The sequence below is a fragment of the Sphingopyxis sp. genome, from assembly GCF_051861155.1.
GTDB lineage: Bacteria > Pseudomonadota > Alphaproteobacteria > Sphingomonadales > Sphingomonadaceae > Sphingopyxis.
The window spans coordinates 216,497-238,523 of the sequence record NZ_JBHYDE010000006.1 but is presented as its reverse complement, the minus strand read 5'-3'; the positions used below and the strand labels follow the sequence as shown (position 1 = coordinate 238,523).

36 protein-coding genes are annotated in these 22,027 nt (G+C 67.2%); 14 read left to right on the top strand and 22 right to left on the bottom strand.

Going from position 1 to position 22,027, the window contains the following annotated elements:
* The first annotated feature begins 58 nt into the window (after nt 1–58).
* The gene (locus tag ACTIFP_RS12880; protein ID WP_439569103.1) at nt 59–1,096 is read left to right on the top strand and encodes an acyl-CoA dehydrogenase family protein; all 1,038 of its coding nucleotides are present in this window, start codon (nt 59–61) and stop codon (nt 1,094–1,096) included.
* On the opposite strand, the gene ACTIFP_RS12875 is transcribed toward ACTIFP_RS12880, so the two are convergent.
* The 4 genes from ACTIFP_RS12875 to ACTIFP_RS12860 are packed head-to-tail and all read right to left on the bottom strand — an operon-like array spanning nt 1,093 to nt 5,071.
* The gene (locus ACTIFP_RS12875; protein ID WP_439569102.1) at nt 1,093–2,223 is read right to left on the bottom strand and encodes an acyl-CoA dehydrogenase family protein; all 1,131 of its coding nucleotides are present in this window, start codon (nt 2,221–2,223) and stop codon (nt 1,093–1,095) included. The two genes, ACTIFP_RS12880 and ACTIFP_RS12875, sit on opposite strands and share 4 nt — an antisense overlap.
* Nucleotides 2,224–2,272: 49 nt before the next feature.
* A complete protein-coding gene (locus ACTIFP_RS12870) occupies nt 2,273–3,022 on the bottom strand; it encodes a helix-turn-helix transcriptional regulator (RefSeq protein WP_439569101.1) in 750 nt (249 codons plus the stop codon).
* Nucleotides 3,023–3,066: 44 nt separating this feature from the next.
* Nucleotides 3,067–3,900, bottom strand: coding sequence for an FAS1-like dehydratase domain-containing protein (locus tag ACTIFP_RS12865; protein ID WP_439569100.1), 834 nt, complete (start codon nt 3,898–3,900; stop codon nt 3,067–3,069).
* Between the two features lie 7 nt (nt 3,901–3,907).
* Entirely contained in the window at nt 3,908–5,071 is a 1,164-nt protein-coding gene (locus tag ACTIFP_RS12860; RefSeq protein WP_439569099.1) for an acyl-CoA dehydrogenase family protein, read from the bottom strand.
* Between the two features lie 138 nt (nt 5,072–5,209).
* Here ACTIFP_RS12860 and ACTIFP_RS12855 point away from each other — a divergent pair, with 138 nt between their 5' ends.
* From ACTIFP_RS12855 to ACTIFP_RS12840, 4 genes are all read left to right on the top strand, one after another.
* Nucleotides 5,210–6,007, top strand: a complete 798-nt coding sequence (locus ACTIFP_RS12855; protein WP_439569098.1) for an autoinducer binding domain-containing protein — start codon at nt 5,210–5,212, stop codon at nt 6,005–6,007.
* Nucleotides 6,008–6,062: 55 nt separating this feature from the next.
* Nucleotides 6,063–6,974 carry an alpha/beta fold hydrolase gene (locus ACTIFP_RS12850; RefSeq protein WP_439569097.1) on the top strand — a complete coding sequence of 304 codons (912 nt, stop codon included), beginning with the start codon at nt 6,063–6,065 and terminating at the stop codon, nt 6,972–6,974.
* Between the two features lie 151 nt (nt 6,975–7,125).
* Nucleotides 7,126–7,491, top strand: coding sequence for a YciI family protein (locus ACTIFP_RS12845; RefSeq protein ID WP_439569096.1), 366 nt, complete (start codon nt 7,126–7,128; stop codon nt 7,489–7,491).
* A gap of 65 nt (nt 7,492–7,556) precedes the next feature.
* Nucleotides 7,557–8,429, top strand: coding sequence for a DUF2268 domain-containing putative Zn-dependent protease (locus ACTIFP_RS12840; protein ID WP_439569095.1), 873 nt, complete (start codon nt 7,557–7,559; stop codon nt 8,427–8,429).
* 189 nt (nt 8,430–8,618) lie between these two features.
* Here ACTIFP_RS12840 and ACTIFP_RS12835 read toward each other — a convergent pair whose 3' ends face one another.
* The 17 genes from ACTIFP_RS12835 to ACTIFP_RS12755 all read right to left on the bottom strand — a co-directional run bounded on the left by ACTIFP_RS12835 (nt 8,619) and on the right by ACTIFP_RS12755 (nt 17,665).
* Entirely contained in the window at nt 8,619–8,843 is a 225-nt protein-coding gene (locus ACTIFP_RS12835; RefSeq protein ID WP_439569094.1) for a helix-turn-helix transcriptional regulator, read from the bottom strand.
* A gap of 47 nt (nt 8,844–8,890) precedes the next feature.
* Nucleotides 8,891–9,475, bottom strand: coding sequence for a hypothetical protein (locus ACTIFP_RS12830; RefSeq protein WP_439569093.1), 585 nt, complete (start codon nt 9,473–9,475; stop codon nt 8,891–8,893).
* Between the two features lie 4 nt (nt 9,476–9,479).
* A complete protein-coding gene (locus ACTIFP_RS12825; RefSeq protein ID WP_439569092.1) occupies nt 9,480–9,968 on the bottom strand; it encodes a DUF4326 domain-containing protein in 489 nt (162 codons plus the stop codon).
* Nucleotides 9,965–10,699: a hypothetical protein gene (locus tag ACTIFP_RS12820; protein WP_439569091.1), complete on the bottom strand. Its 735-nt coding sequence runs from the start codon at nt 10,697–10,699 to the stop codon at nt 9,965–9,967. Before ACTIFP_RS12820 ends, ACTIFP_RS12825 begins: the two co-directional genes overlap by 4 nt.
* Nucleotides 10,700–10,701: 2 nt before the next feature.
* Nucleotides 10,702–11,232: a hypothetical protein gene (locus ACTIFP_RS12815; protein WP_439569090.1), complete on the bottom strand. Its 531-nt coding sequence runs from the start codon at nt 11,230–11,232 to the stop codon at nt 10,702–10,704.
* A gap of 4 nt (nt 11,233–11,236) precedes the next feature.
* Complete coding sequence (locus tag ACTIFP_RS12810; RefSeq protein ID WP_439569089.1) at nt 11,237–12,169, bottom strand: DUF6551 family protein; 933 nt, start codon at nt 12,167–12,169, stop codon at nt 11,237–11,239.
* On the bottom strand, nt 12,169–12,330 hold the full coding sequence (locus tag ACTIFP_RS12805; protein ID WP_439569088.1) for a hypothetical protein: 162 nt from the start codon (nt 12,328–12,330) through the stop codon (nt 12,169–12,171). The genes ACTIFP_RS12810 and ACTIFP_RS12805 overlap by 1 nt, the downstream gene beginning before the upstream one ends.
* Nucleotides 12,327–12,581 (bottom strand): hypothetical protein, encoded by a 255-nt coding sequence (locus ACTIFP_RS12800; RefSeq protein WP_439569087.1) that lies wholly within the window; start codon nt 12,579–12,581, stop codon nt 12,327–12,329. Before ACTIFP_RS12800 ends, ACTIFP_RS12805 begins: the two co-directional genes overlap by 4 nt.
* Entirely contained in the window at nt 12,581–12,832 is a 252-nt protein-coding gene (locus ACTIFP_RS12795) for a hypothetical protein (protein WP_439569086.1), read from the bottom strand. Before ACTIFP_RS12795 ends, ACTIFP_RS12800 begins: the two co-directional genes overlap by 1 nt.
* Before the next feature lie 219 nt (nt 12,833–13,051).
* Nucleotides 13,052–15,058, bottom strand: a complete 2,007-nt coding sequence (locus tag ACTIFP_RS12790) for a ParB/RepB/Spo0J family partition protein (RefSeq protein ID WP_439569085.1) — start codon at nt 15,056–15,058, stop codon at nt 13,052–13,054.
* Nucleotides 15,055–15,468 carry a hypothetical protein gene (locus ACTIFP_RS12785; RefSeq protein WP_439569084.1) on the bottom strand — a complete coding sequence of 138 codons (414 nt, stop codon included), beginning with the start codon at nt 15,466–15,468 and terminating at the stop codon, nt 15,055–15,057. The genes ACTIFP_RS12790 and ACTIFP_RS12785 overlap by 4 nt, the downstream gene beginning before the upstream one ends.
* Nucleotides 15,468–15,710: a DUF2312 domain-containing protein gene (locus ACTIFP_RS12780; protein WP_439569083.1), complete on the bottom strand. Its 243-nt coding sequence runs from the start codon at nt 15,708–15,710 to the stop codon at nt 15,468–15,470. The genes ACTIFP_RS12785 and ACTIFP_RS12780 overlap by 1 nt, the downstream gene beginning before the upstream one ends.
* Nucleotides 15,707–16,012: a hypothetical protein gene (locus ACTIFP_RS12775; protein ID WP_439569082.1), complete on the bottom strand. Its 306-nt coding sequence runs from the start codon at nt 16,010–16,012 to the stop codon at nt 15,707–15,709. The genes ACTIFP_RS12780 and ACTIFP_RS12775 overlap by 4 nt, the downstream gene beginning before the upstream one ends.
* The gene (locus ACTIFP_RS12770; RefSeq protein ID WP_439569081.1) at nt 16,009–16,473 is read right to left on the bottom strand and encodes a hypothetical protein; all 465 of its coding nucleotides are present in this window, start codon (nt 16,471–16,473) and stop codon (nt 16,009–16,011) included. The genes ACTIFP_RS12775 and ACTIFP_RS12770 overlap by 4 nt, the downstream gene beginning before the upstream one ends.
* Nucleotides 16,474–16,624: 151 nt before the next feature.
* Nucleotides 16,625–17,092, bottom strand: coding sequence for a hypothetical protein (locus tag ACTIFP_RS12765; RefSeq protein WP_439569080.1), 468 nt, complete (start codon nt 17,090–17,092; stop codon nt 16,625–16,627).
* On the bottom strand, nt 17,089–17,229 hold the full coding sequence (locus ACTIFP_RS12760) for a hypothetical protein (protein WP_439569079.1): 141 nt from the start codon (nt 17,227–17,229) through the stop codon (nt 17,089–17,091). The genes ACTIFP_RS12765 and ACTIFP_RS12760 overlap by 4 nt, the downstream gene beginning before the upstream one ends.
* A gap of 115 nt (nt 17,230–17,344) precedes the next feature.
* The gene (locus tag ACTIFP_RS12755) at nt 17,345–17,665 is read right to left on the bottom strand and encodes a transcriptional regulator (protein WP_439569157.1); all 321 of its coding nucleotides are present in this window, start codon (nt 17,663–17,665) and stop codon (nt 17,345–17,347) included.
* Between the two features lie 86 nt (nt 17,666–17,751).
* On the opposite strand from ACTIFP_RS12755, the gene ACTIFP_RS12750 reads away from it, so the two are divergent.
* The 4 genes from ACTIFP_RS12750 (at nt 17,752) to ACTIFP_RS12735 (ending at nt 19,567) form a co-directional block, all read left to right on the top strand.
* Nucleotides 17,752–18,156: a helix-turn-helix domain-containing protein gene (locus ACTIFP_RS12750; RefSeq protein WP_439569078.1), complete on the top strand. Its 405-nt coding sequence runs from the start codon at nt 17,752–17,754 to the stop codon at nt 18,154–18,156.
* Between the two features lie 110 nt (nt 18,157–18,266).
* A complete protein-coding gene (locus ACTIFP_RS12745) occupies nt 18,267–18,812 on the top strand; it encodes a hypothetical protein (protein WP_439569077.1) in 546 nt (181 codons plus the stop codon).
* Nucleotides 18,813–18,869: 57 nt separating this feature from the next.
* Nucleotides 18,870–19,235: a thermonuclease family protein gene (locus ACTIFP_RS12740; protein WP_439569076.1), complete on the top strand. Its 366-nt coding sequence runs from the start codon at nt 18,870–18,872 to the stop codon at nt 19,233–19,235.
* The gene (locus ACTIFP_RS12735; protein ID WP_439569075.1) at nt 19,193–19,567 is read left to right on the top strand and encodes an HIRAN domain-containing protein; all 375 of its coding nucleotides are present in this window, start codon (nt 19,193–19,195) and stop codon (nt 19,565–19,567) included. The genes ACTIFP_RS12740 and ACTIFP_RS12735 overlap by 43 nt, the downstream gene beginning before the upstream one ends.
* Before the next feature lie 49 nt (nt 19,568–19,616).
* Here ACTIFP_RS12735 and ACTIFP_RS12730 read toward each other — a convergent pair whose 3' ends face one another.
* Entirely contained in the window at nt 19,617–19,847 is a 231-nt protein-coding gene (locus tag ACTIFP_RS12730) for a hypothetical protein (RefSeq protein ID WP_439569074.1), read from the bottom strand.
* An 89-nt stretch (nt 19,848–19,936) separates the two neighbouring features.
* Between ACTIFP_RS12730 and ACTIFP_RS12725 the strand changes: the two genes are divergently transcribed.
* From ACTIFP_RS12725 to ACTIFP_RS12705, 5 genes are all read left to right on the top strand, one after another.
* Complete coding sequence (locus tag ACTIFP_RS12725; protein WP_439569073.1) at nt 19,937–20,353, top strand: LexA family protein; 417 nt, start codon at nt 19,937–19,939, stop codon at nt 20,351–20,353.
* Entirely contained in the window at nt 20,316–20,951 is a 636-nt protein-coding gene (locus ACTIFP_RS12720; RefSeq protein ID WP_439569072.1) for a hypothetical protein, read from the top strand. Before ACTIFP_RS12725 ends, ACTIFP_RS12720 begins: the two co-directional genes overlap by 38 nt.
* A 361-nt stretch (nt 20,952–21,312) precedes the next feature.
* Nucleotides 21,313–21,534 carry a hypothetical protein gene (locus tag ACTIFP_RS12715; protein WP_439569071.1) on the top strand — a complete coding sequence of 74 codons (222 nt, stop codon included), beginning with the start codon at nt 21,313–21,315 and terminating at the stop codon, nt 21,532–21,534.
* Nucleotides 21,535–21,538: 4 nt separating this feature from the next.
* On the top strand, nt 21,539–21,700 hold the full coding sequence (locus ACTIFP_RS12710) for a hypothetical protein (RefSeq protein ID WP_439569070.1): 162 nt from the start codon (nt 21,539–21,541) through the stop codon (nt 21,698–21,700).
* Nucleotides 21,701–21,704: 4 nt separating this feature from the next.
* Nucleotides 21,705–22,025, top strand: a complete 321-nt coding sequence (locus ACTIFP_RS12705; protein WP_439569069.1) for a hypothetical protein — start codon at nt 21,705–21,707, stop codon at nt 22,023–22,025.
* The last annotated feature ends 2 nt before the right edge of the window (nt 22,026–22,027 follow it).

Here is a 22,027-nt window from a genome sequence, read left to right as displayed (position 1 = left end):
CGCCAATCAGCTAGACCCTGTCGGTTGGATGCCGCAAGAAGTTTGCGGGAGATCTGACGTGACATATGACATCGCCGCCCTCGACCTGCCGCTGCGCGACGAGCAACAGATGCTGCGCGACAGCGTGCAGCGTTTCCTGGCCGACAATGCGCGTCCCGGCTGGCGCGATCTGGTGGAATCGCTCGGGCTGGCAGGGGTCGCGGTCCCCGAGGCGTGCGGCGGCTTTGGCGGCGGCGCGATCGACATCGCGCTGGTGATGGCCGAGCTTGGACCGGCGCTCGCCGGGGCCGACTGGCTGTCACATGCCGCCGCGACGGCGCTGCTCGGCCGCGCAGCCCCCGATCATCTGGCGCTGCCTGACCTGGCGGCGGGCGAACGGCGCGCGGCAATCCTTTGCCGGGCATCAACCGCGACGATGCCGATCGTCGATGCGGGCGGCGCGGTTCGCGGCACTGCAACGCTGGTCGCGGGCGGTGCCGAGGCCGATCTGTTCATACTCGCCGACGATGACGCTGCGCTGTTGTTCGCCGCCGATCGCGACAAGGTCGAGCAGCGCCACCGCATCATGCACGACGGCAGCGTGACCGCCGACCTTTGCCTGACGCTAAAGGCGGGCGAGGGGGAGGTGCTGGCGACGGGAGCGGCAGCGCGCGCGCTGGCCGAATTGGCCAACGACGTCATCCTCGTCGGCCGCTGTGCCGAGGCGGTCGGGCTGATCCGCCACATGATCGCCGCCAGCGCCGACTATCTGGGTCAGCGCCAGCAGTTCGGCCGCACAATTGGCACCTTCCAGGCGCTCCGCCACCGCGCCGCCGACATGCAGCTCGCCGCGATGAAGGCCGCGGCGCTGACCGAAGCGGCGATTATGGCGGTCGATCAGGATCGCGCCGACCGCGCGGCGGCGGTGAGCGCTGCTTGCGTCGAGGTCGCCGACGCGGCTCGCGTTGTCGGCGAGGGGGCGGTCCAGATTCACGGTGCGATGGGCCTGACCGAAGAACTTAGCCTTGGCGCGCATTTTAAACGGGCGCTGGCGATCGCAGCGGCGATGGGGCCGCGCGCCGAGCATCTTGCGCGATTTGCCGAAGTGGCAGCTTAGCCGAGCATCAGCCGCGCGATCAGGTCGCGCTGGATCTCGTTCGATCCCGCATAGATGCTCGCCGCGCGGTCGTTGAGGTAGCGCGGTACCGCGACCGCCAACTCGGCGGGAACCTGTCCGTCGGCATCGGCCCAGGCTGCTTGGCCCGCGATGTCGCACGCCAGCGTATCGATGCGTTGCGCGCTCTCGGTGCCGAGAATCTTGAGCGTCGAGGCGTAGAGCGCCGGGCTGCCGCCGACGCCGCGCATCGCCTTGAGTTCGAGCGCCTGCAACGCCTGTAACCCGATCGCCTCGCGCTCGAGCTGCGCGCGCAGCACCGGATCGGCGATCGATTGCGCGCGCAAACGGGTCAGGCGCGCCATCAGACCGGGGGCATATTTGCCGCCGCGTTCGAAGGTCAGCAGATGCTTGGCGACCGACCAGCCTTCGTTTTCGCCGCCCAGCCGGTTTGCCTGCGGCACCCGCACGTCATCGAAGAAGACCTGATTGAACTCATGGTCGCCGGCGAGGGTGCGGATCGGTTCGACGGTGATCCCCGGGGTCGCCATATCGAGCAGCAGGAAGCTGATCCCCGCCTGCGGTTTGCCCTCGCCCGACGTGCGGACGAGCGCGAACATGCGGTTGGCGAAATGCGCGTGGGTGGTCCAGATTTTCGATCCGTTGAGGACATAGTCGCTATCGTCGGGAGTTGCGCGCAATTGCAACGCGGCGAGGTCCGACCCGGCGCCGGGCTCCGAAAAACCCTGGCACCAATAATCCTCGCCCGACAGGATGCGCGGCAGATAATGGGCGCGCTGCTCGGCGCTGCCATAGTGCATGATCACCGGAGCGACCATTTTCAGCCCCATCGGCGCGAGGCTCGGCGTCCCGGCGCGCGCGCATTCGGCGGCGAAGATATAGCGTTCGATCTCGCTCCATCCCGGCCCGCCGAACTCGGCCGGCCAGTCGGGCGCCGCCCAGCCCTGCGCGTGCAAGATGCGTTGCCAGGGCAGCGAGACGGCGGGGTCGTGAAAGACGCTGGTGGCGCGGCTGGCGGCGCGGCGCAGGTCGTCGGGCAAGGCGGCGGCCAGAAAGGCGCGAACCTCGTCGCGAAAGGATTGGAGGTCGGGATCGTTCAACATGTCCATGACCTCGCCTTGTACGCCGCGGGATTGGCGGGCCTAGCTGGCATCTGCATCAGGCGGCCCGCGCGCCGACGAAGCCGAGGCCCGCGGCGATCTGGATCGATTGCGCGCGGCCCGTCGCGCCAAGTTTCGCCGCGGCGTTGCGTAGATGAAAGCGCACCGTCGACACCGACAAAGTCAGGATGATGCCGATCTCGCCGTCGGTCTTGCCCGCCGCCGCCCAGCGCAGGCACTGGACCTCGCGTCGCGTCAGCGTCTGCGGCACCGTGGCGTTGCGCGGCCGCCCGCGCGCTTCATTGTGCGTCGCGACCAGCTTGAGCGCCAGATTGTGCAGCTCGCCGGCGTGGCGGTCGAACAGCGCCGCGACACCGATCGGTTCGCGCGAGCACCAGAAGACCGCGCCCACCAGCCCGCGCGGCAGATGCACCGGCGCGATGATCGCTTCGCCGAAATTCGGCGTATTCTTGGCCTGTTCGCAATCGACCGCTTCGAGCAACCCGGTGTCGCGCCAGGTCCGCAGGCGGCCGTCGCTGTAGAAAAAGGGTTCGGCGGTCAGCCGCGCCGCGGTCAGGAACGCGATATGCAGCGCCAGCTTGCGATCGCGCCAATAAGCATGGTCGGGGTCGATCCAGCGAAAGCTGGTTTCGGCATAGGGGCGCCCAGCGTCATCGGCCATCGGTTCGGGATCGCCCAGATCGGCCTGCGCCGCGATATAGGGCAGGCCGCTCGCATCGCCCGCTGCTTGCACCGCGGCGACCAGGGCGGGCATCGCGGCCCAGCTTCGTGCTTGCAGATCGGTCACGCGGCCCCCTTCTGCTTGATCCTGCCCCAGATGCGCGCTGGCCGCTAGCCCTGCACGTCGGCGCGCATCGTCGGGCGGCCGGTGCCGTCGCGCGCCCATAGTCGCGCGCCGCTGCCCTCGCGCGCCAGGCAGAGGTCGAACAGCGCGCCGTCGATCAGCGGCGCCTCGGCGCGGAAGCTGAAGCGCGCGGGCGTCAGGCCGGGCATCTCGCGCCGGGCATGATCGAGGAGCAGGGTCGCGATCAGCGGACCCTGCACGACCAGCCCGGCATAACCCTCGACATCGCGGGCGTAATCGCGGTCGTAATGGATGCGGTGGGCGTTGAAGGTGAGCGCCGAATAGCGGAACAGCAGCACGGGATCGGGCGCCACGCGGCGCACCGCGTCGGCGGGTTCGGGCTCGACCGGCGGCTGGACCGTGGCTGCCGCTGGTGCGGCAGCGGGCGCGCGATAGACCAGATCCTGCTCCTCGCGGATCGCCGGATCGCCGCCCGCGGCAATATCGTGCTGAAGGGTGACGAACAGCAGGTCGCCGCTGGCGCCGCGTTTGGCGCGGATCGCCGCTATCGTCGTGACGCGGGTCAGCGCCGCGCCGACCGCGATCGGGGCGAGGAATTCGAGGCGCCCGCCCGCCCACATCCGGCGGGGGAGCGGCACGGGGGGCAGCAAGCCGCCCTCGTCGCGGCGCGGGTGGCCGTCCTCGCCGATCACCGACTGGCGCGCGTCGGGCAGGAAATAGAGCCAATGGCCGAGCGGTGGCACGGCCGCGGGCGGCGCCGAGTCCTGATCGAGCAGCGCGGCGAGGCCGACGAGCGGCGCTGCGGTTGCAATGTCGTGCCGCGTTTCGCTGCGCCCGATCAAGGCGGAAAAATCCTCCATGCTGGCCTCAGAAACTCTTGGGCAGGCCAAGCGCGTGGGTCGCGACATGGCTCAGGATCAAATTGGTGCTGATCGGCGCGACTTGATAGAGGCGCGTTTCGCGGAATTTGCGTTCGATGTCATATTCCTCGGCAAAGCCGAAGCCGCCGTGGGTCTGGACGCACATATCGGCGGCGTACCAGCTCGCTTCCGACGCCAGCATCTTGGCCATATTCGCCTCGGTCCCGCCATCCTGTCCGGCGTCGAACAGCCGCGCCGCCTTGTCGACCATCTCGGCGGCGGCGGCGAGCTGGACATAGGCGCGCGCGATCGGGAACTGGACGCCCTGATTTTCGCCGATCGCCCGCCCGAAGACTTCGCGCTCCCTGGCATAACCGGCGGCGCGGTCGATGAAGAAGCGCCCGTCGCCGATACATTCGGACGCGATCAGGATACGTTCGGCGTTCATTCCCGACAGGATATAGCGGAAGCCCTTGCCCTCCTCGCCGATCAGATTGGCGGCGGGGACTTTCAGGTCGTCGAAGAACAGCTCGGTCGTCGCGTGGTTGAGCATGGTGCGGACGGGGCGGATGGTCAGCCCATTGCCCGCCGCCGCGCGCATGTCGACCAGCAGCACGCTCATCCCGTCCGACGCTTTGGCACATTCCTCCCGCGGGGTAGTGCGGCACAGCAGGATCATCAGGTCCGAATGTTCGGCGCGGCTGATCCAGATCTTTTGCCCGTTGACGATATAATCGTCGCCGACCCGCCGCGCGAAGGTGCGGATGCGGGTGGTGTCGGTGCCTGCCGTCGGCTCGGTCACCCCGAACGCCTGGAGGCGCAGCGCGCCGCTCGCGATCGCGGGCAGATAGGCGGCTTTCTGCGCTGCCGATCCATGTTTCAGCAGCGTCCCCATTGTGTACATCTGCGCATGGCACGCGCCGCCGTTGCACCCCGAGCGGTGGATTTCTTCGAGCACCGCGGTCGCCGCGCCCAGCCCCAGTCCCGACCCGCCATATTCCTCGGGGATCAGCACCGACAAGAAGCCGGCTTCGGTCAGGGTGCGGACAAATTCGGTGGGATAGATGCGGTCGCGGTCGAGCCGTTGCCAATATTCGCCCGGAAAGCCCGCGCACAGGCGGCGCACCGCTTCGCGGATTTCGGGATAGCTTTGCGGCTGGGCTTCGGACATCGGCACTCGCTCTCCCTGATCGTTCGCCGAGTCTTAGGACGACCGGACGCGGCGCGCCAAGATGAATCGATAACGACGCGGCTCTTTCAACCCGCTGTCTAATCGGGCTATGACACCGCCGCCGATCGAGGAGTCGCCATGTCCGAAGTCCAACCTTTTTTGTCCGATCGCCGCGGTGCCTTCGGGCGGCATCTGGTGGCGCATCGCAAGCGCGATGGCCGATCGCAACTGGTGCTGGCGCTCGATGCCGGGGTATCCTGCCGTCATCTGGGATTTCTGGAGACCGGCCGCGCCAAACCCAGCGCCGACATGGTGGCGCGGCTGGCCGGGGCGCTCCGCCTTTCGGGCATGGAGCAGGACCGGTTGTTGCTGGCTGCGGGGCTGGCGCCGCGCTTTGCCGACCGGATTCGCGACGCCGGAACGCTAGGGACGCGCGCCTTCGACGCGGCGCTCGCGCTCACGGCATCGACATCGGTGGTGCGTTCGACGGCGATTGCGGCCGAGTTTTTCGGCGAGATCGGGATCGACCATTTCATCACCGGCACGCTGCGCGGCTCGCCCGTGGGCTGGGACATAAGGCGCGATGCGGGCGGGCGCCCGGCGGTCGGGTGGCTCCAGCATAATTACACCAACCGCTATCGCAACACCGATTATCTGGTCCGCGCGACCGCGGCGCGCGACCGCGGATTTTTCTGGAGCGACATTCCGTCCGCGGTGATGAACGACGCCCAGCGCCGCATCCTGGCCGAAGCGCGCGATTTCCGGATCAGCGACGGCTTTGTCCTGCCGATCCCGGTCGGCGACGGTTCGGTTCGCGCCTTTTCGTCGTGGGGCGAACGCGTCGACGCCGATGCCGAGACGCGCACCGCGGCGTCGCTGGTGGCGCGGGCGCTGGTGGAAAATCTGGACGACCTCAGCCGCCTACCTGCGGGGTAGTAGCGCGGCGCGCGAACCGCTGACATCATGGGGCTCCACCGTGGGGGAGCAGCCGATGAACAGACGCGACGTTTTTGCGGGGACGCTGGCCGGTGGCGCCGCGCTGGCGCTGGCGGCGACACCGGCCCGAGCCGCCCCGCGTGTGGCGGCGGCCAGTCCCGCGTGGGTCACGGCGGGCGACGGGACGCGGCTGTACGTGCGCAGTTGGGGGACGGGCGCGCCGATCCTGTTCCTGTCGGGCTGGGCGCTGTCGTCGGATATGTGGGCGTATCAGATGGCGGCGCTGTCGGAACGCGGGTTCCGCTGCATCGCTTTTGACCGGCGCGGCCATGGCCGCTCGGACGATCCGGGGCGCGGCTATGATTATGCGACGCTGGCGGGCGATGTCGACGCGGTGCTGACCGCGCTCGATGTCAGGGGTGCGACGGTCGTCGCCCATTCGATGAGCGGCGGCGAGATATTGAGTTATCTTGGCGGCAAAGCATCGGCAGGCCGGGTCGCGCGCGTCCTGTTCCTTGCGACGACGCTGCCGTGCTTGGCGGCAAAGCCCGACAATCCGGCCGGCGTTCCCGCCGCCGCCTTCGACCAGATGCGCCAGCAGTTTTATCGCGACTTTCCGCAATGGATCGACGGCAACAGCGACCCGTTCGTGGTTCCCGAAACCAGCCCGCTGATGCGCCAGTGGATCAAGAATATCATGCTCGGCACGTCGCTGCGCGCGGTGATCGACCTCAACCGGGCAATGACCGCGGCGGATTTCCGCGCCGACCTTCGCGCTATCACCGTGCCGGCGCTGTTCATCCATGGCGACAAGGATGCTTCGGCGCCGCTCGCGCTCACCGGGCTGCCCGCGTCGCAGCTGGTAAAATCGGCCAAGCTGGTCGTGTACGAAGGCGCCCCGCACGGGCTGTTCGTGACGCATATCGACCGGCTCAACCGCGACATCGAGGCTTTTGCGAAAACATGATTTGTGCCCGCGGGGGTCGCCGCGGGCCGGGCTTTCCCCCGGAAATGGGCATGCGTGGTATCGGGCCCGGATGTCCGTTTCTGGGGGAAAGCCAGCCTGGTCCTGCGATAGCCGGCGGCGTCCCGCACCATGACAACCAACAGGAGTGACCATGCACTATCTTTGCCTTTGCCATTTTGATGCCGCGGCCTTTGCGAACCTCACCGCGCAGGATTTCGAGGAAATCGGTGCGCTCTGCGCCCCGCATGATGCGCGGCTGAAAGCCAGCGGCAAGGTAGCCATGGTCGGCTCGCTGGCGATGAACAGCCAGGTCATCCGCTCGACCGGCAGCGGCAGCCGGGTAGAACCCGGGCCGTTCGAGGTGTCGGCGCAGCCGGTCGGGGCATTTTTCGTCGTCGAAGCGGCCGACGACGCCGAAGCGCTCGAAATTGCGCAAATGCACCCCGGCGCGCATCTGGGCGACCGCTTTGGCGGCGGCATCGAGATTATTCCGATCGATCATCTCGACCAGCTGTGACCAGCGGCGGCGGGCGGTCGTGGCGCTTGCCGGCAGTTGGCGCAAGCACGCTGCGAACCGGGATATTGGCGCTGACCTTGTCGGGCGCCTCGCCGCCTTCGGTGCCGCAGATCGAAACCCGCGACGTCGAGCGCTTTTTCGCGCTTTATGACGCGTGGGACGGCAAGCCCCCGGCCGACCTCCTGCAGCGCGATTATCTCGACCGCGGCACGCCCGGTCTTCACGATGTCGCGATCGCGCGCAACATCAGCGGCGCGGCGATCGCGGCGCGCATCGCTGCGGAGCCTGCGCTCTATGCCAATGCACGCCGATGCGCCGCGGTGCTGCCTCGCGTGAAGCTGCGGCTGGCCGATGCGCTGGCGCGGCTGCGCGGGCTCTACCCCGAAGCGAAGATGCCGGTGCTGACCATCGCGATCGGCCGCGGCAAACCCGTCGGTTTCGCCAATTCGCGCGGCGCCTATGTCGGCGTCGAAGCGCTCTGCGGCTGGCGTCAGCCCGAACCCGACGTCGAAACGCGGTTCGTCCATGTCATCGCGCACGAATATATCCATGTGCAGCAACAGCCGCGGCCCGACGGGGGCAGTACGACGGTCCTTGAAGCCGCGCTGATGGAGGGCGGCGCGGAGTTTCTGGGCGAATTGATCTCGGGCTCGGTCGCGTACCGGCATCTGGCGAAGGCGGCGGGCGGCAGGGAGTTGGAGATCGAAAGCGATTTTGCGGCCGACATGGATGCGCGCGCGAACGGATCGCGCTGGGTTTACAACGGAACGGGGAACACCGATCGACCGGGTGATCTTGGCTATTGGGTCGGTTACCGGATCGTGCGATCCTATTATCGGCGGGCGCCCGACAAGGCCGCTGCTATCCGCGATATTCTGGCGATTGGCGATGCCAGGGCGTTCCTCGCCAAAAGCGGCTGGCAACCCGGCGCGGCGTAACGGCGTCGCAGAGCTATGGTGTCATACGCCTGGAACGGCGCGACATGTCATTGTCGGAGATGTCGAAAAATGGCTCCCCGGGTAGGATAAAGAAAACACGTTTGTCCTCCTGATAATGCTGTGTTTTTCGATTTTCGATTGGTTATGATGCCCCATTCCGTGACCCGTTGGCCGCAGGAAACGGGGCAATTATTTGGGCTGCCACGGCCCGCGATCACGCTCGGCTTTCCAGCTCTCGACGTCGCGCTCGGGCCAGCCCTTGCGGATCCCGCCAAGCGGAACCGGGGGCGGGAAAGTGCGGTCCTTGACCCGGCGCCAAAGCGTCGTGCGGCTCAAGCTGGTTTCGCGGAGGACATCGGCGATCGATAGAAGACGGCCGGTCGGCTGCGGCGATGGGCTGGCGATGTTACTCATGCTCAATCCCTTGCTTGTCAGAGGTTGTGGGTAACGGCGATCGGAGGTCATGCCGTTGCCTTTCGATCGCCCTGCGCGTCGACGTTGAAGCCAATGAATTCGGCCTTGCCCAGCGTCGCGAGCACCGCGCCGCTTTCGCGGACGACGTCTTCAAGCGCGAGGCGCCAGATCGCCGCGCCCAGATCTGCGCCATCGTTGATGCGCGTCTGGCAATGCTGCGCCTGTTCGCGGATATGGTCCTGGAGAGCACGGACCTGGCCGAGCCGTTCGGTCAGCATGTTTCTGTCGGCCTTGATGTCGAAGACCATGTCGGTGACGACGTCGACCAGCGGCCGGGGCTCGTGATCGAGGGTGTCGTACCAGTGGCGGATCGGCTCGATCGACTTTTCAATATCGCCGATCAGCATGTCGGCCGCGCCGCCGCAATCGGCTGCGCGAAGGATTTGCCGCCACCAGAAGCGCCCGCGCTCGTCAGGATGATCTTCGCCGAAATGCACGCCGTCCAGCGCATCAGCGCCCATCAGGAAGTCGAACAGCTGGCGCGAGATCGTCACCGGCCCGTCGGGTTCGGTCGCAGCCTGGGCCGGAGGGGTAGGCGGCTCGGCCGCGGTGGCGGGCGATCGATGGAGCATGGGATCAGTCCTTTGCTGGGTGCGGCGCGGCGTTGGCGAGATCGATCAAGACATCGGCGTGGCACCATTCCGAAGTGGTTGGGCACCAGCATTGCAGATCCTTGCCGGCGAGCGAGGTCAGGCGGGCGAGCGCGCGTCGGCGCCAACGGTCGAGTTCCTCGATCTCGGCGCGGCTGAAGCCTGCAGCCGTCAGGACGCGCGGCGTGCATTCGCCGCGCAGCCAGGCGCCGTACAGGATGACGCTTCGCTTGTGGCCGACCTTGGCGCGGCCAGCGAAAGGGTTGCACCAGATCGTCGGTCGGCCGACATAGACGGCGCCCGCGGGGGTGCGATTATTCTTGCGGCGGGTGCGATGAAGGCGCCGAGGCCGAGAGGAAAGCCTCGGCGCCCGCATTGCATCCGCCGCGCAGCGGCGCTTGATCGGCGGGGCAAAGCCCCGCCGATCCGATTTTGCCGAGCTGGTGTCGGCCGACCAGGTGAACAGGTCGGTCAAGCGTCGACCAGTTCGCGCAGCGCCTGGTGCCGGGCGTTGAGATCGATCATCACATCGAACCCCTCGTGCGGCCCAATCAGGATCGCCTGGCGCAGTCCCTCGACCATCAGCTCGAGGATCTGACCACGGGCCAGAGCGGCCAGATCGGCCAGAGCGGCCAGAGCGGCCAGATCGGCCAGAGCGGCCAGATCGGCCAGATCGGCCAGATCGGCCAGATCGGCCAGATCGGCCAGATCGGCCAGATCGGCCAGAGCGGCCAGATCGCGACGTTCAATCTCCCGCAACTCGGTAGCGCTCTGCGCCACCTCGCATTGCGATGCCAAGGCATCGAGCGCGCCCCGATGGGGCGCGGGCAGGAATTCGGCGAGGGTGCGCAAATAGATCGGCGCGATCTTGTTCACGTGCCACATCGCCAAAAACTGCGCGCGGGCGCCCTGATCTTGCCAGGTGCCGCGCGTACCGGCGATCATCGGGACGAGTGGCTTCAACGCGCGGTCGCGAAAGTCCGGCGGCGCCTGATCGTTGATCGCGATGCCGTACTGGCCGAGCACAGGGCAGGCGCATTCGGGCTTGTCGCTGTGCTTTTCGCCAGCGAACCATGCGACCATTTCCATGAAGCACAGCCCTTCCTCGGCGGATTTGTGGGAGCCGTGGGCGAGTTGCACCTCGCTGATCGCACTGAAATCGAAACCATCCCCGGGTGCGCCGGGGGTCTTTGCTTGCACGCTCATCGTCAGTCTCCTTCTTGGGGCAGCGGGGCGGGAATGCGCTCGAACTCGATGCGCAGGACGGGCGGGTTGGCCGCCCAGAAATTGGATTGGTTGATGCGCGCGCCGAAAAAGCGGGCGTCCTCGTCCCAGCGCTCACGATACGCTTTGGCGCTATCCCATCCGGCGATCGCCAGATTGCTCAGATCGACATCGTGCAGGTGCAGCCGGTCGATCGCGACGACGCGCAGATGCTGGCGATGCCAGACCTTGGGCATTTCGCGGGCGTTGCGGCGGTCGCCTAGCTCGGCCGAGCGGATCGCGAGCTGCGCCGGGGTGCGATCGGCGACGAAGATCGGTGCGGCGCCGAGGCGCGCGGCGTGCGTCGGCGCGTGCCCGGCGAAGCGCTGGGCCAGATGGAAGGGCTCGCGCACCCAGAGCAGATCGCCGGGGTCGAGTACGGCCAAGCGGCCAACCGGTCGGATCAGCACCGACATGGTACCGCCGACGAGCGCGCGTATCTCCGGCTCGCGGATCCAGATCGGCTGGATCAGCATCCGCTCAAGGCTCCGCGCTCGCCAGTTCGCCGAGCGCGCCGCGCCGGGCCCGATCGAACGCCTGCGCCTCGCTGTCGCTCTCGTCCTCGCCATTGAGCGCCGCCTGCAGCTCGGCCCACGCTTCGGCGATCACCTTTTCCGCGGCGGTCGGAACGGTGAGCGACGGGTTCGCGACAATCTCGGTGAGAATGGTTTCGCGCCACTCCTCTTGCGGCGTCGATTCGAGCATTTCGGCGAAAGTAATCGCCTGCTCGCCGTCCATCCAGTCGAGGGGATCGCAGCGCGCCGTCAAGGTCGCGACAAGCGGCGTCACCCCGGGCCATATTGTGCCGGCATAACGAAGCAGCTGGCCGCCGAAGCCGCCAGCGAAGACGTGCAGCGCAGCGCGGAGATTGGCGGCGCCGTGACGACGATAGGCGGCCTTCAAGCCGCCGACGTTCACCAGCTGCCCGGGTTTCCACGAATTGGGATTGCTCGACTGCGCGATCGCCAGCCCGGCATCGCCGAGCGCCGCGGCAATCTCCCGCGCTTCGGTCTCGCCGCTGGCGAGCGCCGCCTTGAACAGGTTCAGGTTGGTGAGCGGCCGCCGGCGCTGGTTGAGCTTGACGAACTTCGCCGCCTCGTCGGTCGTGTCGGGAAGCCCGAGGATCACGCAGGGGAGGTGCGGAATGTCTTTGCGCAGGCGCGCCGCGGCGAGGCGGTGCTGCCCGTCGATGACAAAGAGCTCGCCACTCACCCCCCCCCCGGCGCGCCGGTTGACGACGAGCGGCAGGCACAGGCCCCAATTCCAGTTGGCGGCGATGTCCTTGATCAGCCGCTGCGACGCGGTGTTATCGATCGAGCGCTGATAGGACATATCGATCGCGAGCTGCGACGGCGCGGCCCATTGCAGGACAGGCGGGACGCCGAGCTGGGGATTGAAGCCGGGTTTGGGCATCAGCGATTCCTTTCGAGAGGTCGGCCGTCGTGACGCATGGCGGCATCGATGCCGCCGATCGCGAGGCCGAGCAGCGCCGCGGCGAGCAGGATCGCGGCGGCGCGCAGGACGCCGAGCGGGCCGTCGAGCCAGCCGTCGGGGGGTTCGGGAGGCTGGATCATGTCGTTCGCTCCGGGACGAGGGTTCGCGACAGCCAGACTTCGCGGTGCGCGGGGCACAGATCCTTGCCGGGGGCAGGCTCGTGGCTGCAGGCGCGGCAGATCGGCGTGTCGCAGGTACCCGAGCGGCGCGTCTTGACCTTCCAGTCGCACAGGCGGTCGGCGCGCTTGCCGCAGGCGCAGCGTTTGGTGCGCCCGGGCGAACAGACGATCGCGCGGGCGCCGTTGTCCAGTTGGACCGTCTCGCATCCCATCAGCTTTGCGCCCTGCGGCGGCGATTGCGCAGGACATCGCCAAGCGGATAGAGGCCGCCGCCCGATATTTGGATCTTGCGGGTACCGAAGTTCAGACCCTGCTCGCCGTTCTTTCGGCGACGATCCGGATCGCCGTCCTGGACGGGCGGTTTATAGCCGGCGTCGGCGGCGCGGTGTTCGCAGGCGACGTCGGGGCGGACGCCGCAGTGGCGGCAGGGCGCGCCGTGCGGGGGGAAGCAGTCGCGCATCATGGCAACAGCACCCAATCGACGCCGACCTGCCAGGCGCCGAGCAGGATCAGCGCGGCGGTGCAGCGACGGAGCAGGCGGACCATCGGGATCCAGAGATCGTCGGTCATGGCAGGCGCCTGCGCAGGCGGCGGCGGATGCGGTAGAGGAAGCGCATCTGAACAAGGTTGAGGAAGACGATGGCGAGCAGCAGCGCGCCGATGACCTGGGACTGAAGTTCGCTCATTCGACCGGCTCCGATGGTTGGCGCTCGCGCAGCTGGGCGGCCTTGATGCGCAGGCTTTTCTTCACCTTGACGCGGGCCTCGTCGGCGGGCGGATCGATCACGGCATCGTCAATTGGGTGCCCTTGGGGCTCGACAGGGTCGTCAGGGCCGAAGGCGACGAGATCGGGCAGCCAGCGGGCGGCGCGGGCGCGGACGGCGGGGTCGTTGTGGTTGCCGGGGTCGAGCGCGATCGCGGCCGCGGTGGTGACGTCGCTGTCCCTCAGCCGGACAAAGCCCGCGTGGGTCGCCGCATCGACAAAGGCCTGGGTGATGCCGAGGCGGAACATGCGGCCGAACAGGCCAAGCCATTTCGCCGACGGGGTCCACCAGCTGCGCAGCTTCAGCGCGTCGACGCCGCAGGCGCGGGCGAGCACGTCGTGCGCGGCGCAGCGCCAGCCCGGGGTGTCGGCCGAGCGGATCAGCGCGGTACCGGCGACGATCGCCGCGGTGCGATCCTTCGACGCCTGGTCGAGCTCGAGATAGGCCGACAGGCTCTTGCCCGGATCCCCCTCGGTCATGAAGGTCTGCGCCTTGAGCATGTCGACCCAGGCATGCCAGTCGCCCGCGGCGGCAACGTCGCCCTGGAAACCCTCGAACAGGCCGGGCGGGGCGCGATCGGCGCCGTCGTGCCATTCGCCGACGATGGCGCGGGCGCCGGTCTGGGCCGGCAGCGCGTGCGAGAGCAGCGCGCGCGCCTGTGACCACACCAAATAGTCGTTGGCAACGCTGCCGCCCTGTTCGATCAGCAAGCGGCGCAGCAGCGTGCGGCGGAGCGAACGGATCAGCTGCAGCCCGTCGGCGGTCAGGCCATATTGGTCGCGGGCGATCGCGCGGCCGTTGGCGGCATAGGCGCTGTCGGGCATCGCGAAGGCTTCACCCGCACGCGGCGCGTTGACCGCGGTGTTCACGGGGTCGGCAGCGCTGCGCGTACCCGGTTTCTCGGCGGCGCCCTTGGCGGCGCGGCTTGCCCACCAGAAGCGGGTGAACGGCGCGCCGTGATCGTCGACGTCGATCGTCGCGACGATCGCGTCGGCGGGGTAGCGATGCGCGGCGAGCTTGCCGCCGTTCGGGATGATCTCCAGCGCCTCGTCGGTGCGCCCGGAGAATTGCGGCGGCTGCGCGGTGAAACGCAGATCGGGGATTTTGACGTCGGCGCGGATGCGCTCGCGCTCGACCGCGAAGCGTTCCTCGGCCAGGCGGCGGAGCAGCTGCTCGTCGGTGATGCGGACGCGGGTGTCGCGCCCGTCGACGAACAGGTCGGGTTCGATCATGCCGCCGGCGCCGACATAAATCGCCTCACCCACGAACAGCAGCAGGCGCGATGCCTCGCGATCGCCGACCTTGAGCGCGGCGCGGATCCGCGCGCCGTTATGGTGATAGCTGTGCTCGTGGCGCAGCGCCTCCCACACCGACAGCTGCAGCACCGAATCCTCGGTCGCGGCATAGGCCGACGCCTGTTCGAACGACAGGTCGCCCGCGGCATAAGCGGCGAAGATCGGCGCGGCGAGTTTGCCGAGGCGGAGCTGGCGCCGCACCCAATCCTTTTCCTGGCCGAGATTTTCGGCGATCGTTTCGACGCTGTCGCCCTGGGCCACGGCATGAGCGATCGCCGCGTGCACCTCGTAAGGGCGCAGATCGCGGCGCAGCAGGTTTTCGCCCAGCGACATTTCGGTGATTTCGGCGTTGGGCAGGCCGTCGACGACGGTCGCGGCGATCGGCCAGTCGGCGGGCAGGCGCCCGGCATCGATCAGCCGCCCGATCGCGCGCAGCCGCCGCCCGCCGGCGAGCACCCCCCACGGGGTGGGCGCGTCGGGCGCGGCGGGGTGGACGAGCAGCGGCAGCATCAACCCGACGCGCGCGATCGATGCCTCGAGCGCGCCGGTCGCCTCGGCATCCTCGGCATTGGTGCGGACGTTCAGGTCGGACTTGTGCAGTTCGGCATGGGTGAAGGTGCGGCTGCTCATGGCAGGATCCTTTCGACACGATGGGCCAGGCGCGCGGCGATCCGATCGAGGAGCGATGGGCCGACGAGGCGACGATGGCGAAGCCCGTTGATGAAGGAAGCGTCAGCGGCGCGGGCAGCGTCGGCCCGAGGGGTCAGCTTGCGGAAGCCGCGCGCTTCGAAGATGACGCCCGGCCAGCGCGCGAAGCCGAGAAACTGGCCATGGCGGCCGAGCAGGTTGCGCGCGATCACGACTTCGCGCACGATCACCACATGCCCGCGCTGCAAGCCTTCGAATAGCTGGCCGCGAGCATCTGCCCACGGGCCGTCGGCAATGCACTCCGCCATGTCGTCGGCGTGCCAGGTGTCCGCGGCTGGCGCGGGGCGGGGGCGGCGCGTGAAGAACGTGCCGATTTTCTGCAGCGCGCCCATCAGTCGATCCCCAGCGCGGCTTTGTACACGTCAAGGATCGCTTCCATTTCCTTGCGGTCGTTGACCGGCAATTTGCGGAGGCGGACGATCTGGCGCATGATCTTTGGGTCGTAACCCTGTGATTTCGCTTCGCTATAGGTATCCCGAATGTCGTCCGCGACGCCCTTTTTCTCTTCCTCCATGCGCTCGATGCGTTCGATGAACAGGCGCAGCTGGTCGTCGCTGACGGCGCCGGCGCTCATGTCTGCGCTCCCGAGGCGCGGGGGCGGAAGAGCCGTTCTACGATCGCGCCCATGAGGGCCGTCTCCATCTCCTTAAAAACGGTTCCCGCCACCCCGATTGAAATCGTCACGACCGGCAAGGCGAGTTCGGGCGGCGAGGCCTCGGTAACTCGCCCCAAGGCTTTGACGGCCTCGCCGATCGCGTGAAAGGCAATGTCGGCGCATTCGTCGGCGCGCGAGCCCACGGGTTCAGGTGCTCGTGCGAATTTCTTACGCAAATCCGTGCGCAAGCTTTCTGGCACCATCGATCCGATGTCACTCATAGCGCCGACTCCAGTTCGGCGGGCGCGGGCACAGCCGCGTCAACAGATACGCAGGCGGTGCAGCGCTGCGGATCGGGGGAAGACCAGGCGCAGCCGCCGTCGGCGGTGTGGCAGGGGTCGTGCCAGCTGCAGCCGCAGCCGCTGCAAACCTGCGGCACCGGCAGGCCGCAACCGGCGCCGGCGGCGTCGATGTCGATCAGCGCCAGATAGACATAGACGTCGAAGGGAAAGATCTGGCGCAGGAGCGCCGCCTGGGGCGCGGTGAAATGCTGCCCTTCGAGCTCGGCAGCGGCGAGGCGGTCGGTCAGGCGCGCGATCGCGTCGGGCGAGGCCGGGGCGATCGCCCAGGGCAGGGCGGCAAGACGGTCGGCGACCTGCGCGCGGGTCAGGCCCGCGGCGGCGCGGCGGCGATCGAGATAGGCGCCGGGGGTCGGGATGGTGGGAAGCGGAGGCTGGATCATCGCGTCACCTTTCGAACGGCAGCAGAAAACCGCTGCCGAAAGCGGAGCGATCGGCGGAGCGGTGGGAAGAAAAAGGGGCGGGCCAGAAATGTCGAAACCAACCCGCCCCAGGGGAACGCGCAGCTGGGTACCTGCGCGCGCGGGTTCGGGATCAGGGTGGCTGGTCGACCTCGGCGGCGAGCAGGGGAATGACCTGGTTGAGTGCTTCGCGCGCCTCGGTTGCCTCGGCCAGCGCGCGGGCGCGGTCGGTTTTGGTGGCGGCGGGGTGGGCGGCGCCGATGATCGCGGCATTGGCTTCGCCAGTTTCGCGGGCGACGTCCTGCGCATGGCGGAGCAGCTGGTGGCGATCGCCGAACTTGGCGGCATCGGCCAGCTCGAGTTTCAGCGCGTAGGCTTCGAAGATCGGGGCGCCCGAACCGCCGGCGGCGATATAGGCGAGGTCGAGCGCGATCGCGCAGTCGACGGGTACCTGTTCGGCAGTGTCGGGATCGCTCCAGTTGCGCACGGTGCGGACCTGGCGCCCGGCGACGCGCGCCATGTCGTCGAAGCCGTTGGTCAGCTGGCCCGCGATGCGCGCCAGCGCGGCGTCGATGGAGAGCGGGGCGCGCGCCTTGGTCATGAGAACGCCCAGCGGACGGCCCCGGCGATGCCCCAGATCACGCCGACCAGGGCCAGCGCGGCGAACAGGCAGCCGCCGCCGACGAACAGCAGGACGTAGCGGACCTCGGGATCCATGTCGTCGCGTTCGGGGGTCATGACGGGCGGCCCGATGCGAAGGCGGGGCTGGCCGAAAGAGCGGGGGACGGCAAGCGACGAAGGTTGCGAGCGCGATTAAACCCGCCGCCGAGGAGGGGGAGGATGCACCAGGGGGTCATGCCGTCAGGCCTGACAGCGAATCGGGGACAGCTTCGGCGCGGGCGGGGGTGGACGCCCCGCCCGCGCCGCCGCTCGCGGTGCCGCCAGGGACCGCAGCGGCATCGCGAGGGTAAATGTCGGGGCGGAGATCGTGGCAGGCAATGCCGGTTGCGGCTTCCACTTTTAGCACGTGCAGCGGCGGGATTGGCTTTCCTTTGAGACACCACTCGGACACAGATTGTTGCGTCACACCGACGAGCTTCGCCAGCGCGACCTGGGAACCGAGCCGCAGTACGACATCGCGAGCGAGCACAGGAAAGGCTGATTCGGTATCCACAGCCAAAAGTGTTACAAGATTGCCTGTTGGCGAGTCAACAGGGTCACGGAAATATATTCTCGACAACCCCTGTTGTACCAAAAATCATGCTTATCGCTGATCGCCTGAAGGCCCGAATGGAGGCGTGCGAGCTATCTCAGGCCGCGCTGGCGCGTGAGGTGGGTGTTTCGCAGCAGTCGATTGGCCGACTTGTTTCCGGCGAAGCGATCGGATCGCGTTATCTTCACAAGATCGCCGCTGCGCTCCGGACGACGCCATCCTATCTGACGGGCGAAACCGACGATCCGGAAAGCGACACGCCCGATGAAGCCCTTACCGCTGATGAACGCGAGGTACTTGAATATTTCCGGCGGCTAACGTCGAAAGACCAAGCCGCTGCGCGTCAGATTATTAGATCACTGGCCGCGCGGGAACCAACCGTCTCGGCGACGGTCCATGCACCATCCCGTACTTTTAGCACGCCAAATCAAGCAAAAGGCCGGGCAGCATGACGTACACGCGAGCAGCTGTCGATTGTCGCGGGATTGGTGCCATTGTGGATCAATCTGATCAGTAACGGTGCCAGAATTGCAGCATATCGGCTTGCGGGGAAGGTAATAAGTTGACCGAAGCTGGCGAAAAGAAATGTCCGCACTGCGCCGAGGATGTGAAGGCGGAGGCCATCGGTTGCCGCTTTTGCGGTTTCGATTTTCGAACCGGGCGAATGCCGAACGCTGCATTGCCCGGGAAACGCGAGCCGGTCGGCTGCGGCGCGTCGGCCTTTACCGCGATAGGCGCGATCATATTGGTGATTTTGTTGATCGCAATGATCGGCGGCGCTGGCAGTAAAAGCGAGGCGACGAAGCAGTTCGTACCACTCGGCAAAGACGCCATCGCTCAATGCAATGAAGTGCTTCAGAATGGCGAGGATTTAGACGTAATCCGCAAGGTCGATCGAGCGGCAACACGAATTTACGTCGACGATCGCGCTTGGGCGGAGATAGGACCGGACGCGCGCAAGGGTGTCGCTGGGGCCGCAGTATGCAGCTGGTTTGGCCGCAAGATTGCTGATTCAACGTTCGAGGAGAGCGTGATGGTGGTAAGCTGGCAGTCGGGCAAGCAGCTGTCGATGGTGGCTGGCGGATATTACTCCGACACAATGGATTGATCCGCCGTCGACCGATCGACCCTAGCCACCGCGATCCATCCGCCCTAATCCCTCTCCATGCCCCTCTTTTCCTTCCTCTGCCTCGCGGCCGTCGCGGTCGATGGCGACACGCTACGCTGTTCAAACATCACCGATGCTGGCGGGCGGGTGCGGATCGCGCGGATCGATGCGCCGGAAATGCGCGGGGGCGATGGCGCCGCGGCGAAAACGGCGATGGCGCGGCTGATCGCGGGGCGGAAGGTCCACTGCGCGGCAGTGGACGCGGATCCGCGGGTCAAGGGCGACCAGTCACGCGACGGGTTCGGGCGGATCGTGGCGCGCTGCCGCGTTGGCGGGCAGGATTTGGGTGCCGCGATGCTGGTCGCTGGGCTGGCCGACATATGGCCGAAAATGAAGGCGCCGGTAGCGAGCAGTCGCCGTTGATGCCCAAGCCCGTGAAACCCTACCCCATCCGCCTCGTCGGTACGCGCGGCTATCTCGCCGCGATCGCGGCGATCGGTGAGGGCGACGTTGTCCAGGTGCGCCGCGAGAATGGCAATCCCCATGATCCGGACGCGCTGGTCGTCCTGGACAGCGACGGCGCGAGGCTGGGCTATATCCAGCGCGACAGCTGGCTGAAGCGGGCGCTGATCGACGAGGAAAAGGGCTGTCACGCCAAGGTCGAGATGATCGAAGCCGGGGCGGGCGTGACGATCGCGGTCCTGCTCACCGCCGACGGCCCGATCGGCGATTGGGAGTGGGTCGCCGAAAACTAGGCCAGAAAGCCGGAAAGCCAGAAATCTGGCCTGCGATCGGCGCGCGGGATTACCTGGCCGCCCAATAGGCCAACGCCAACGCAGCGGCATTGACCGCGATACATGCCCAAATCCAGAAGATGATTCCCATCCATTGCGGCGTCTGCATCCGCGACAGCATGGCCGCCCAGCGTGGATGCCTGTCGAAGGTCGCCTGCAGCCGGTCAAGCAGCCAAAACACGCCGAGCGCGCGGGCAACCGCGTGCTTCAGCTCTGCCAAGGCTCGATCCAATTCCGACATGCCGCCTTATGCGAAAAGCACTGGCGCTTAGCAATTGGTTTTGCCGCCTATTCACCCTATGTTCCAGCCATAAGGGGTAGGGCGTGCGCATGGATCAGCGTCCCGCAGATTTTCAGCCGTCGCGGCTGTCCGCGACGATGGCGAGCCAGCGGTTGCTGGTGCTGGATTTCGTGCGCGCTTACATCGCCCGGTGGGGCGGATCGCCCAGCCTGGGCGAGATCGGCAATGCGTTGCAGATCGACCGCAAGAAGGTGCAGCGCGCGATCCGCAGCCTGGCGGCGGACGGGATGGTGCGCCGCACGCCGGGGCCGCGCGGACTGTCGATGCCCGACAGCGAGGCCGAGGCGATCCGCCAGTTGCAAGCGCTGGGGTGGGTCGTCGATACCGATTGCGCCTTTGCCACAAAAGCGGGCCTGCTGCCGCGCGCGGCGCTCGACTATCCCCATACACCTCGGGAGGGCCAGGTGCATGATCAGTCGGCGGACGCGCGAACGCAAGAACCGTGAAAAGCAGGCCGAGGCGCACCGCCACAAGATCAACCAGGATTATGGCCGCCGCCACCCCGAGCGGATGCGCGAAGAGCGCCGGTTGCGGCAGCAGCACAAGGCGATGGGCCCCGATTGGAGCCACAAGCGCGAAGGCACCCCCGAAACGCACGCACAGGCGTCGCGCACCGTCCAGGGTGCGCTGGCCCGCCTGTATATGTCCGGCGCGATTGACGCCGACCAGCTGGCTTCGGCCGAGCAGATCGTGCGCGTGCATGCGCAGATCGTCCGCGACGTCGTGGTGGCGACCACCAGCCTGGAGACGCGGATCGACGCGGGCCGCGGCGGCGACGGCATATTCTACGAAGCGCTGGGGCGGGTGCGCGCCGAGATCGCCTACTCCGCCTGGCGCGCTTCGCTAGCGAAGCCCGGGGTCGTATTGGCGATGATCACCGAAGATGTCGCGGTGACGACGGCGGCGCAGCGGTTCGGCATGCGGACGGCGACGGCGAAGCAGCTGCTGGTCGATGCGCTCGATCGCTGGCCGGGGGCGATGGACGATGCGCGGCGATCGGTCGATGCGGCCGACCTGGCGGCGGCGCAGGCGGGGTTGATGTGATGCCACAGGAAGAATTCGAACTTTTGGCGCTTTTGGCGATTTGGACGCTGGCAGTCTTATGTCCGGTGCTTGGGATTGTGCTGATGGTCATATTGGCGTTGGCTTGCCTGATTGAAGCCAGTGACCGGCTGAACCGATAAACGTGTCAAGAAAAGGCGATTTTCTGCACATATTTTGACGCGCCACAAAAACGACCCTGCCATTTGGTCACGATGAAGGCCAAAAACGACCCCGGGACAGCTGCGTCCGTCCTCGTTGCGTCGGTCTGGTCCCCACCTGCCGCAGCAAAATTGGATGCACAACACGGGGCTTGATTTGGGAAACCGGATCGAGCCCCGTGGCCTGTCGGGAGCAAAGCGAAATGGCAAATAGCCCGCTTCCCCGCAAAACTCTTCGTCCGCCGCCGGCGCCGACGATCGCCGAGCTGCTGGACGACCAGCTGTCCGAATTCGACAATCTGATGCACGAGGTCCGCGGCGGCATTCGCTCGGCCGAGCATTTCGACCGGCTCGAGGAAAAGGCGAGCGCGATCGCGGGCAACATCCGCGATGCGTTTCGGCGCGGCCGTGTGGCGCAGGGGTAAGCCAGTGGGCATCGATCTGGACGCACTGCGCGCCGAAGCACAGCGCGACGGCGAAACATGCGTGGTGACGCGCCGGTGGCTGCGCCAGGTGCTCTCCCAGCTTGAGGCGCCGAAACCCGCGCCCGCGGCGATCGCGCTGGATCACAAGACGCTCGAGAGGCGCTGACATTGTGATTGGCGACGTCGATCCGAAGAACGACGTTGCCGAGGCGCTGATGCGCATGGCGGGCGGTTACGGCCGCCTGCTGTGGCACAAGAGCAAGCAATGGGCGTCGGCAAGCCTCGAGGGCACGCGCGACGAGGTGGCGTTCGAATATCTCGGGCCCGATGCGTCGGCCGCGGGCGAGCAGCTGCTCGTCGATTTGAATGACGCCAACTTCGCCCTTCCCGGGCGGACGGTGACAGACACCCAGATCGGGTATCATACCCGACTTAATCGACCGCAGCCGCGGACGGTCGCGGTGCTCGAGCTGCTGATCGTGAAGGATTGATC

What these genes read in the sequence shown, in the direction of transcription:
- ACTIFP_RS12875 (WP_439569102.1), bottom strand. Translation starts at nt 2,223, where the DNA reads ATGGACATGTTGAACGATCCCGACCTCCAATCCTTTCGCGACGAGGTT.
- ACTIFP_RS12865 (WP_439569100.1), bottom strand. Translation starts at nt 3,900, where the DNA reads ATGGAGGATTTTTCCGCCTTGATCGGGCGCAGCGAAACGCGGCACGAC.
- ACTIFP_RS12860 (WP_439569099.1), bottom strand. Translation starts at nt 5,071, where the DNA reads ATGTCCGAAGCCCAGCCGCAAAGCTATCCCGAAATCCGCGAAGCGGTG.
- ACTIFP_RS12855 (WP_439569098.1), top strand. Translation starts at nt 5,210, where the DNA reads ATGTCCGAAGTCCAACCTTTTTTGTCCGATCGCCGCGGTGCCTTCGGG.
- ACTIFP_RS12850 (WP_439569097.1), top strand. Translation starts at nt 6,063, where the DNA reads ATGAACAGACGCGACGTTTTTGCGGGGACGCTGGCCGGTGGCGCCGCG.
- ACTIFP_RS12845 (WP_439569096.1), top strand. Translation starts at nt 7,126, where the DNA reads ATGCACTATCTTTGCCTTTGCCATTTTGATGCCGCGGCCTTTGCGAAC.
- ACTIFP_RS12835 (WP_439569094.1), bottom strand. Translation starts at nt 8,843, where the DNA reads ATGAGTAACATCGCCAGCCCATCGCCGCAGCCGACCGGCCGTCTTCTA.
- ACTIFP_RS12830 (WP_439569093.1), bottom strand. Translation starts at nt 9,475, where the DNA reads ATGCTCCATCGATCGCCCGCCACCGCGGCCGAGCCGCCTACCCCTCCG.
- ACTIFP_RS12820 (WP_439569091.1), bottom strand. Translation starts at nt 10,699, where the DNA reads ATGAGCGTGCAAGCAAAGACCCCCGGCGCACCCGGGGATGGTTTCGAT.
- ACTIFP_RS12815 (WP_439569090.1), bottom strand. Translation starts at nt 11,232, where the DNA reads ATGCTGATCCAGCCGATCTGGATCCGCGAGCCGGAGATACGCGCGCTC.
- ACTIFP_RS12810 (WP_439569089.1), bottom strand. Translation starts at nt 12,169, where the DNA reads ATGCCCAAACCCGGCTTCAATCCCCAGCTCGGCGTCCCGCCTGTCCTG.
- ACTIFP_RS12805 (WP_439569088.1), bottom strand. Translation starts at nt 12,330, where the DNA reads ATGATCCAGCCTCCCGAACCCCCCGACGGCTGGCTCGACGGCCCGCTC.
- ACTIFP_RS12800 (WP_439569087.1), bottom strand. Translation starts at nt 12,581, where the DNA reads ATGGGATGCGAGACGGTCCAACTGGACAACGGCGCCCGCGCGATCGTC.
- ACTIFP_RS12795 (WP_439569086.1), bottom strand. Translation starts at nt 12,832, where the DNA reads ATGATGCGCGACTGCTTCCCCCCGCACGGCGCGCCCTGCCGCCACTGC.
- ACTIFP_RS12790 (WP_439569085.1), bottom strand. Translation starts at nt 15,058, where the DNA reads ATGAGCAGCCGCACCTTCACCCATGCCGAACTGCACAAGTCCGACCTG.
- ACTIFP_RS12785 (WP_439569084.1), bottom strand. Translation starts at nt 15,468, where the DNA reads ATGGGCGCGCTGCAGAAAATCGGCACGTTCTTCACGCGCCGCCCCCGC.
- ACTIFP_RS12780 (WP_439569083.1), bottom strand. Translation starts at nt 15,710, where the DNA reads ATGAGCGCCGGCGCCGTCAGCGACGACCAGCTGCGCCTGTTCATCGAA.
- ACTIFP_RS12775 (WP_439569082.1), bottom strand. Translation starts at nt 16,012, where the DNA reads ATGAGTGACATCGGATCGATGGTGCCAGAAAGCTTGCGCACGGATTTG.
- ACTIFP_RS12770 (WP_439569081.1), bottom strand. Translation starts at nt 16,473, where the DNA reads ATGATCCAGCCTCCGCTTCCCACCATCCCGACCCCCGGCGCCTATCTC.
- ACTIFP_RS12765 (WP_439569080.1), bottom strand. Translation starts at nt 17,092, where the DNA reads ATGACCAAGGCGCGCGCCCCGCTCTCCATCGACGCCGCGCTGGCGCGC.
- ACTIFP_RS12760 (WP_439569079.1), bottom strand. Translation starts at nt 17,229, where the DNA reads ATGACCCCCGAACGCGACGACATGGATCCCGAGGTCCGCTACGTCCTG.
- ACTIFP_RS12750 (WP_439569078.1), top strand. Translation starts at nt 17,752, where the DNA reads ATGCTTATCGCTGATCGCCTGAAGGCCCGAATGGAGGCGTGCGAGCTA.
- ACTIFP_RS12740 (WP_439569076.1), top strand. Translation starts at nt 18,870, where the DNA reads ATGCCCCTCTTTTCCTTCCTCTGCCTCGCGGCCGTCGCGGTCGATGGC.
- ACTIFP_RS12735 (WP_439569075.1), top strand. Translation starts at nt 19,193, where the DNA reads ATGGCCGAAAATGAAGGCGCCGGTAGCGAGCAGTCGCCGTTGATGCCC.
- ACTIFP_RS12730 (WP_439569074.1), bottom strand. Translation starts at nt 19,847, where the DNA reads ATGTCGGAATTGGATCGAGCCTTGGCAGAGCTGAAGCACGCGGTTGCC.
- ACTIFP_RS12725 (WP_439569073.1), top strand. Translation starts at nt 19,937, where the DNA reads ATGGATCAGCGTCCCGCAGATTTTCAGCCGTCGCGGCTGTCCGCGACG.
- ACTIFP_RS12720 (WP_439569072.1), top strand. Translation starts at nt 20,316, where the DNA reads ATGATCAGTCGGCGGACGCGCGAACGCAAGAACCGTGAAAAGCAGGCC.
- ACTIFP_RS12715 (WP_439569071.1), top strand. Translation starts at nt 21,313, where the DNA reads ATGGCAAATAGCCCGCTTCCCCGCAAAACTCTTCGTCCGCCGCCGGCG.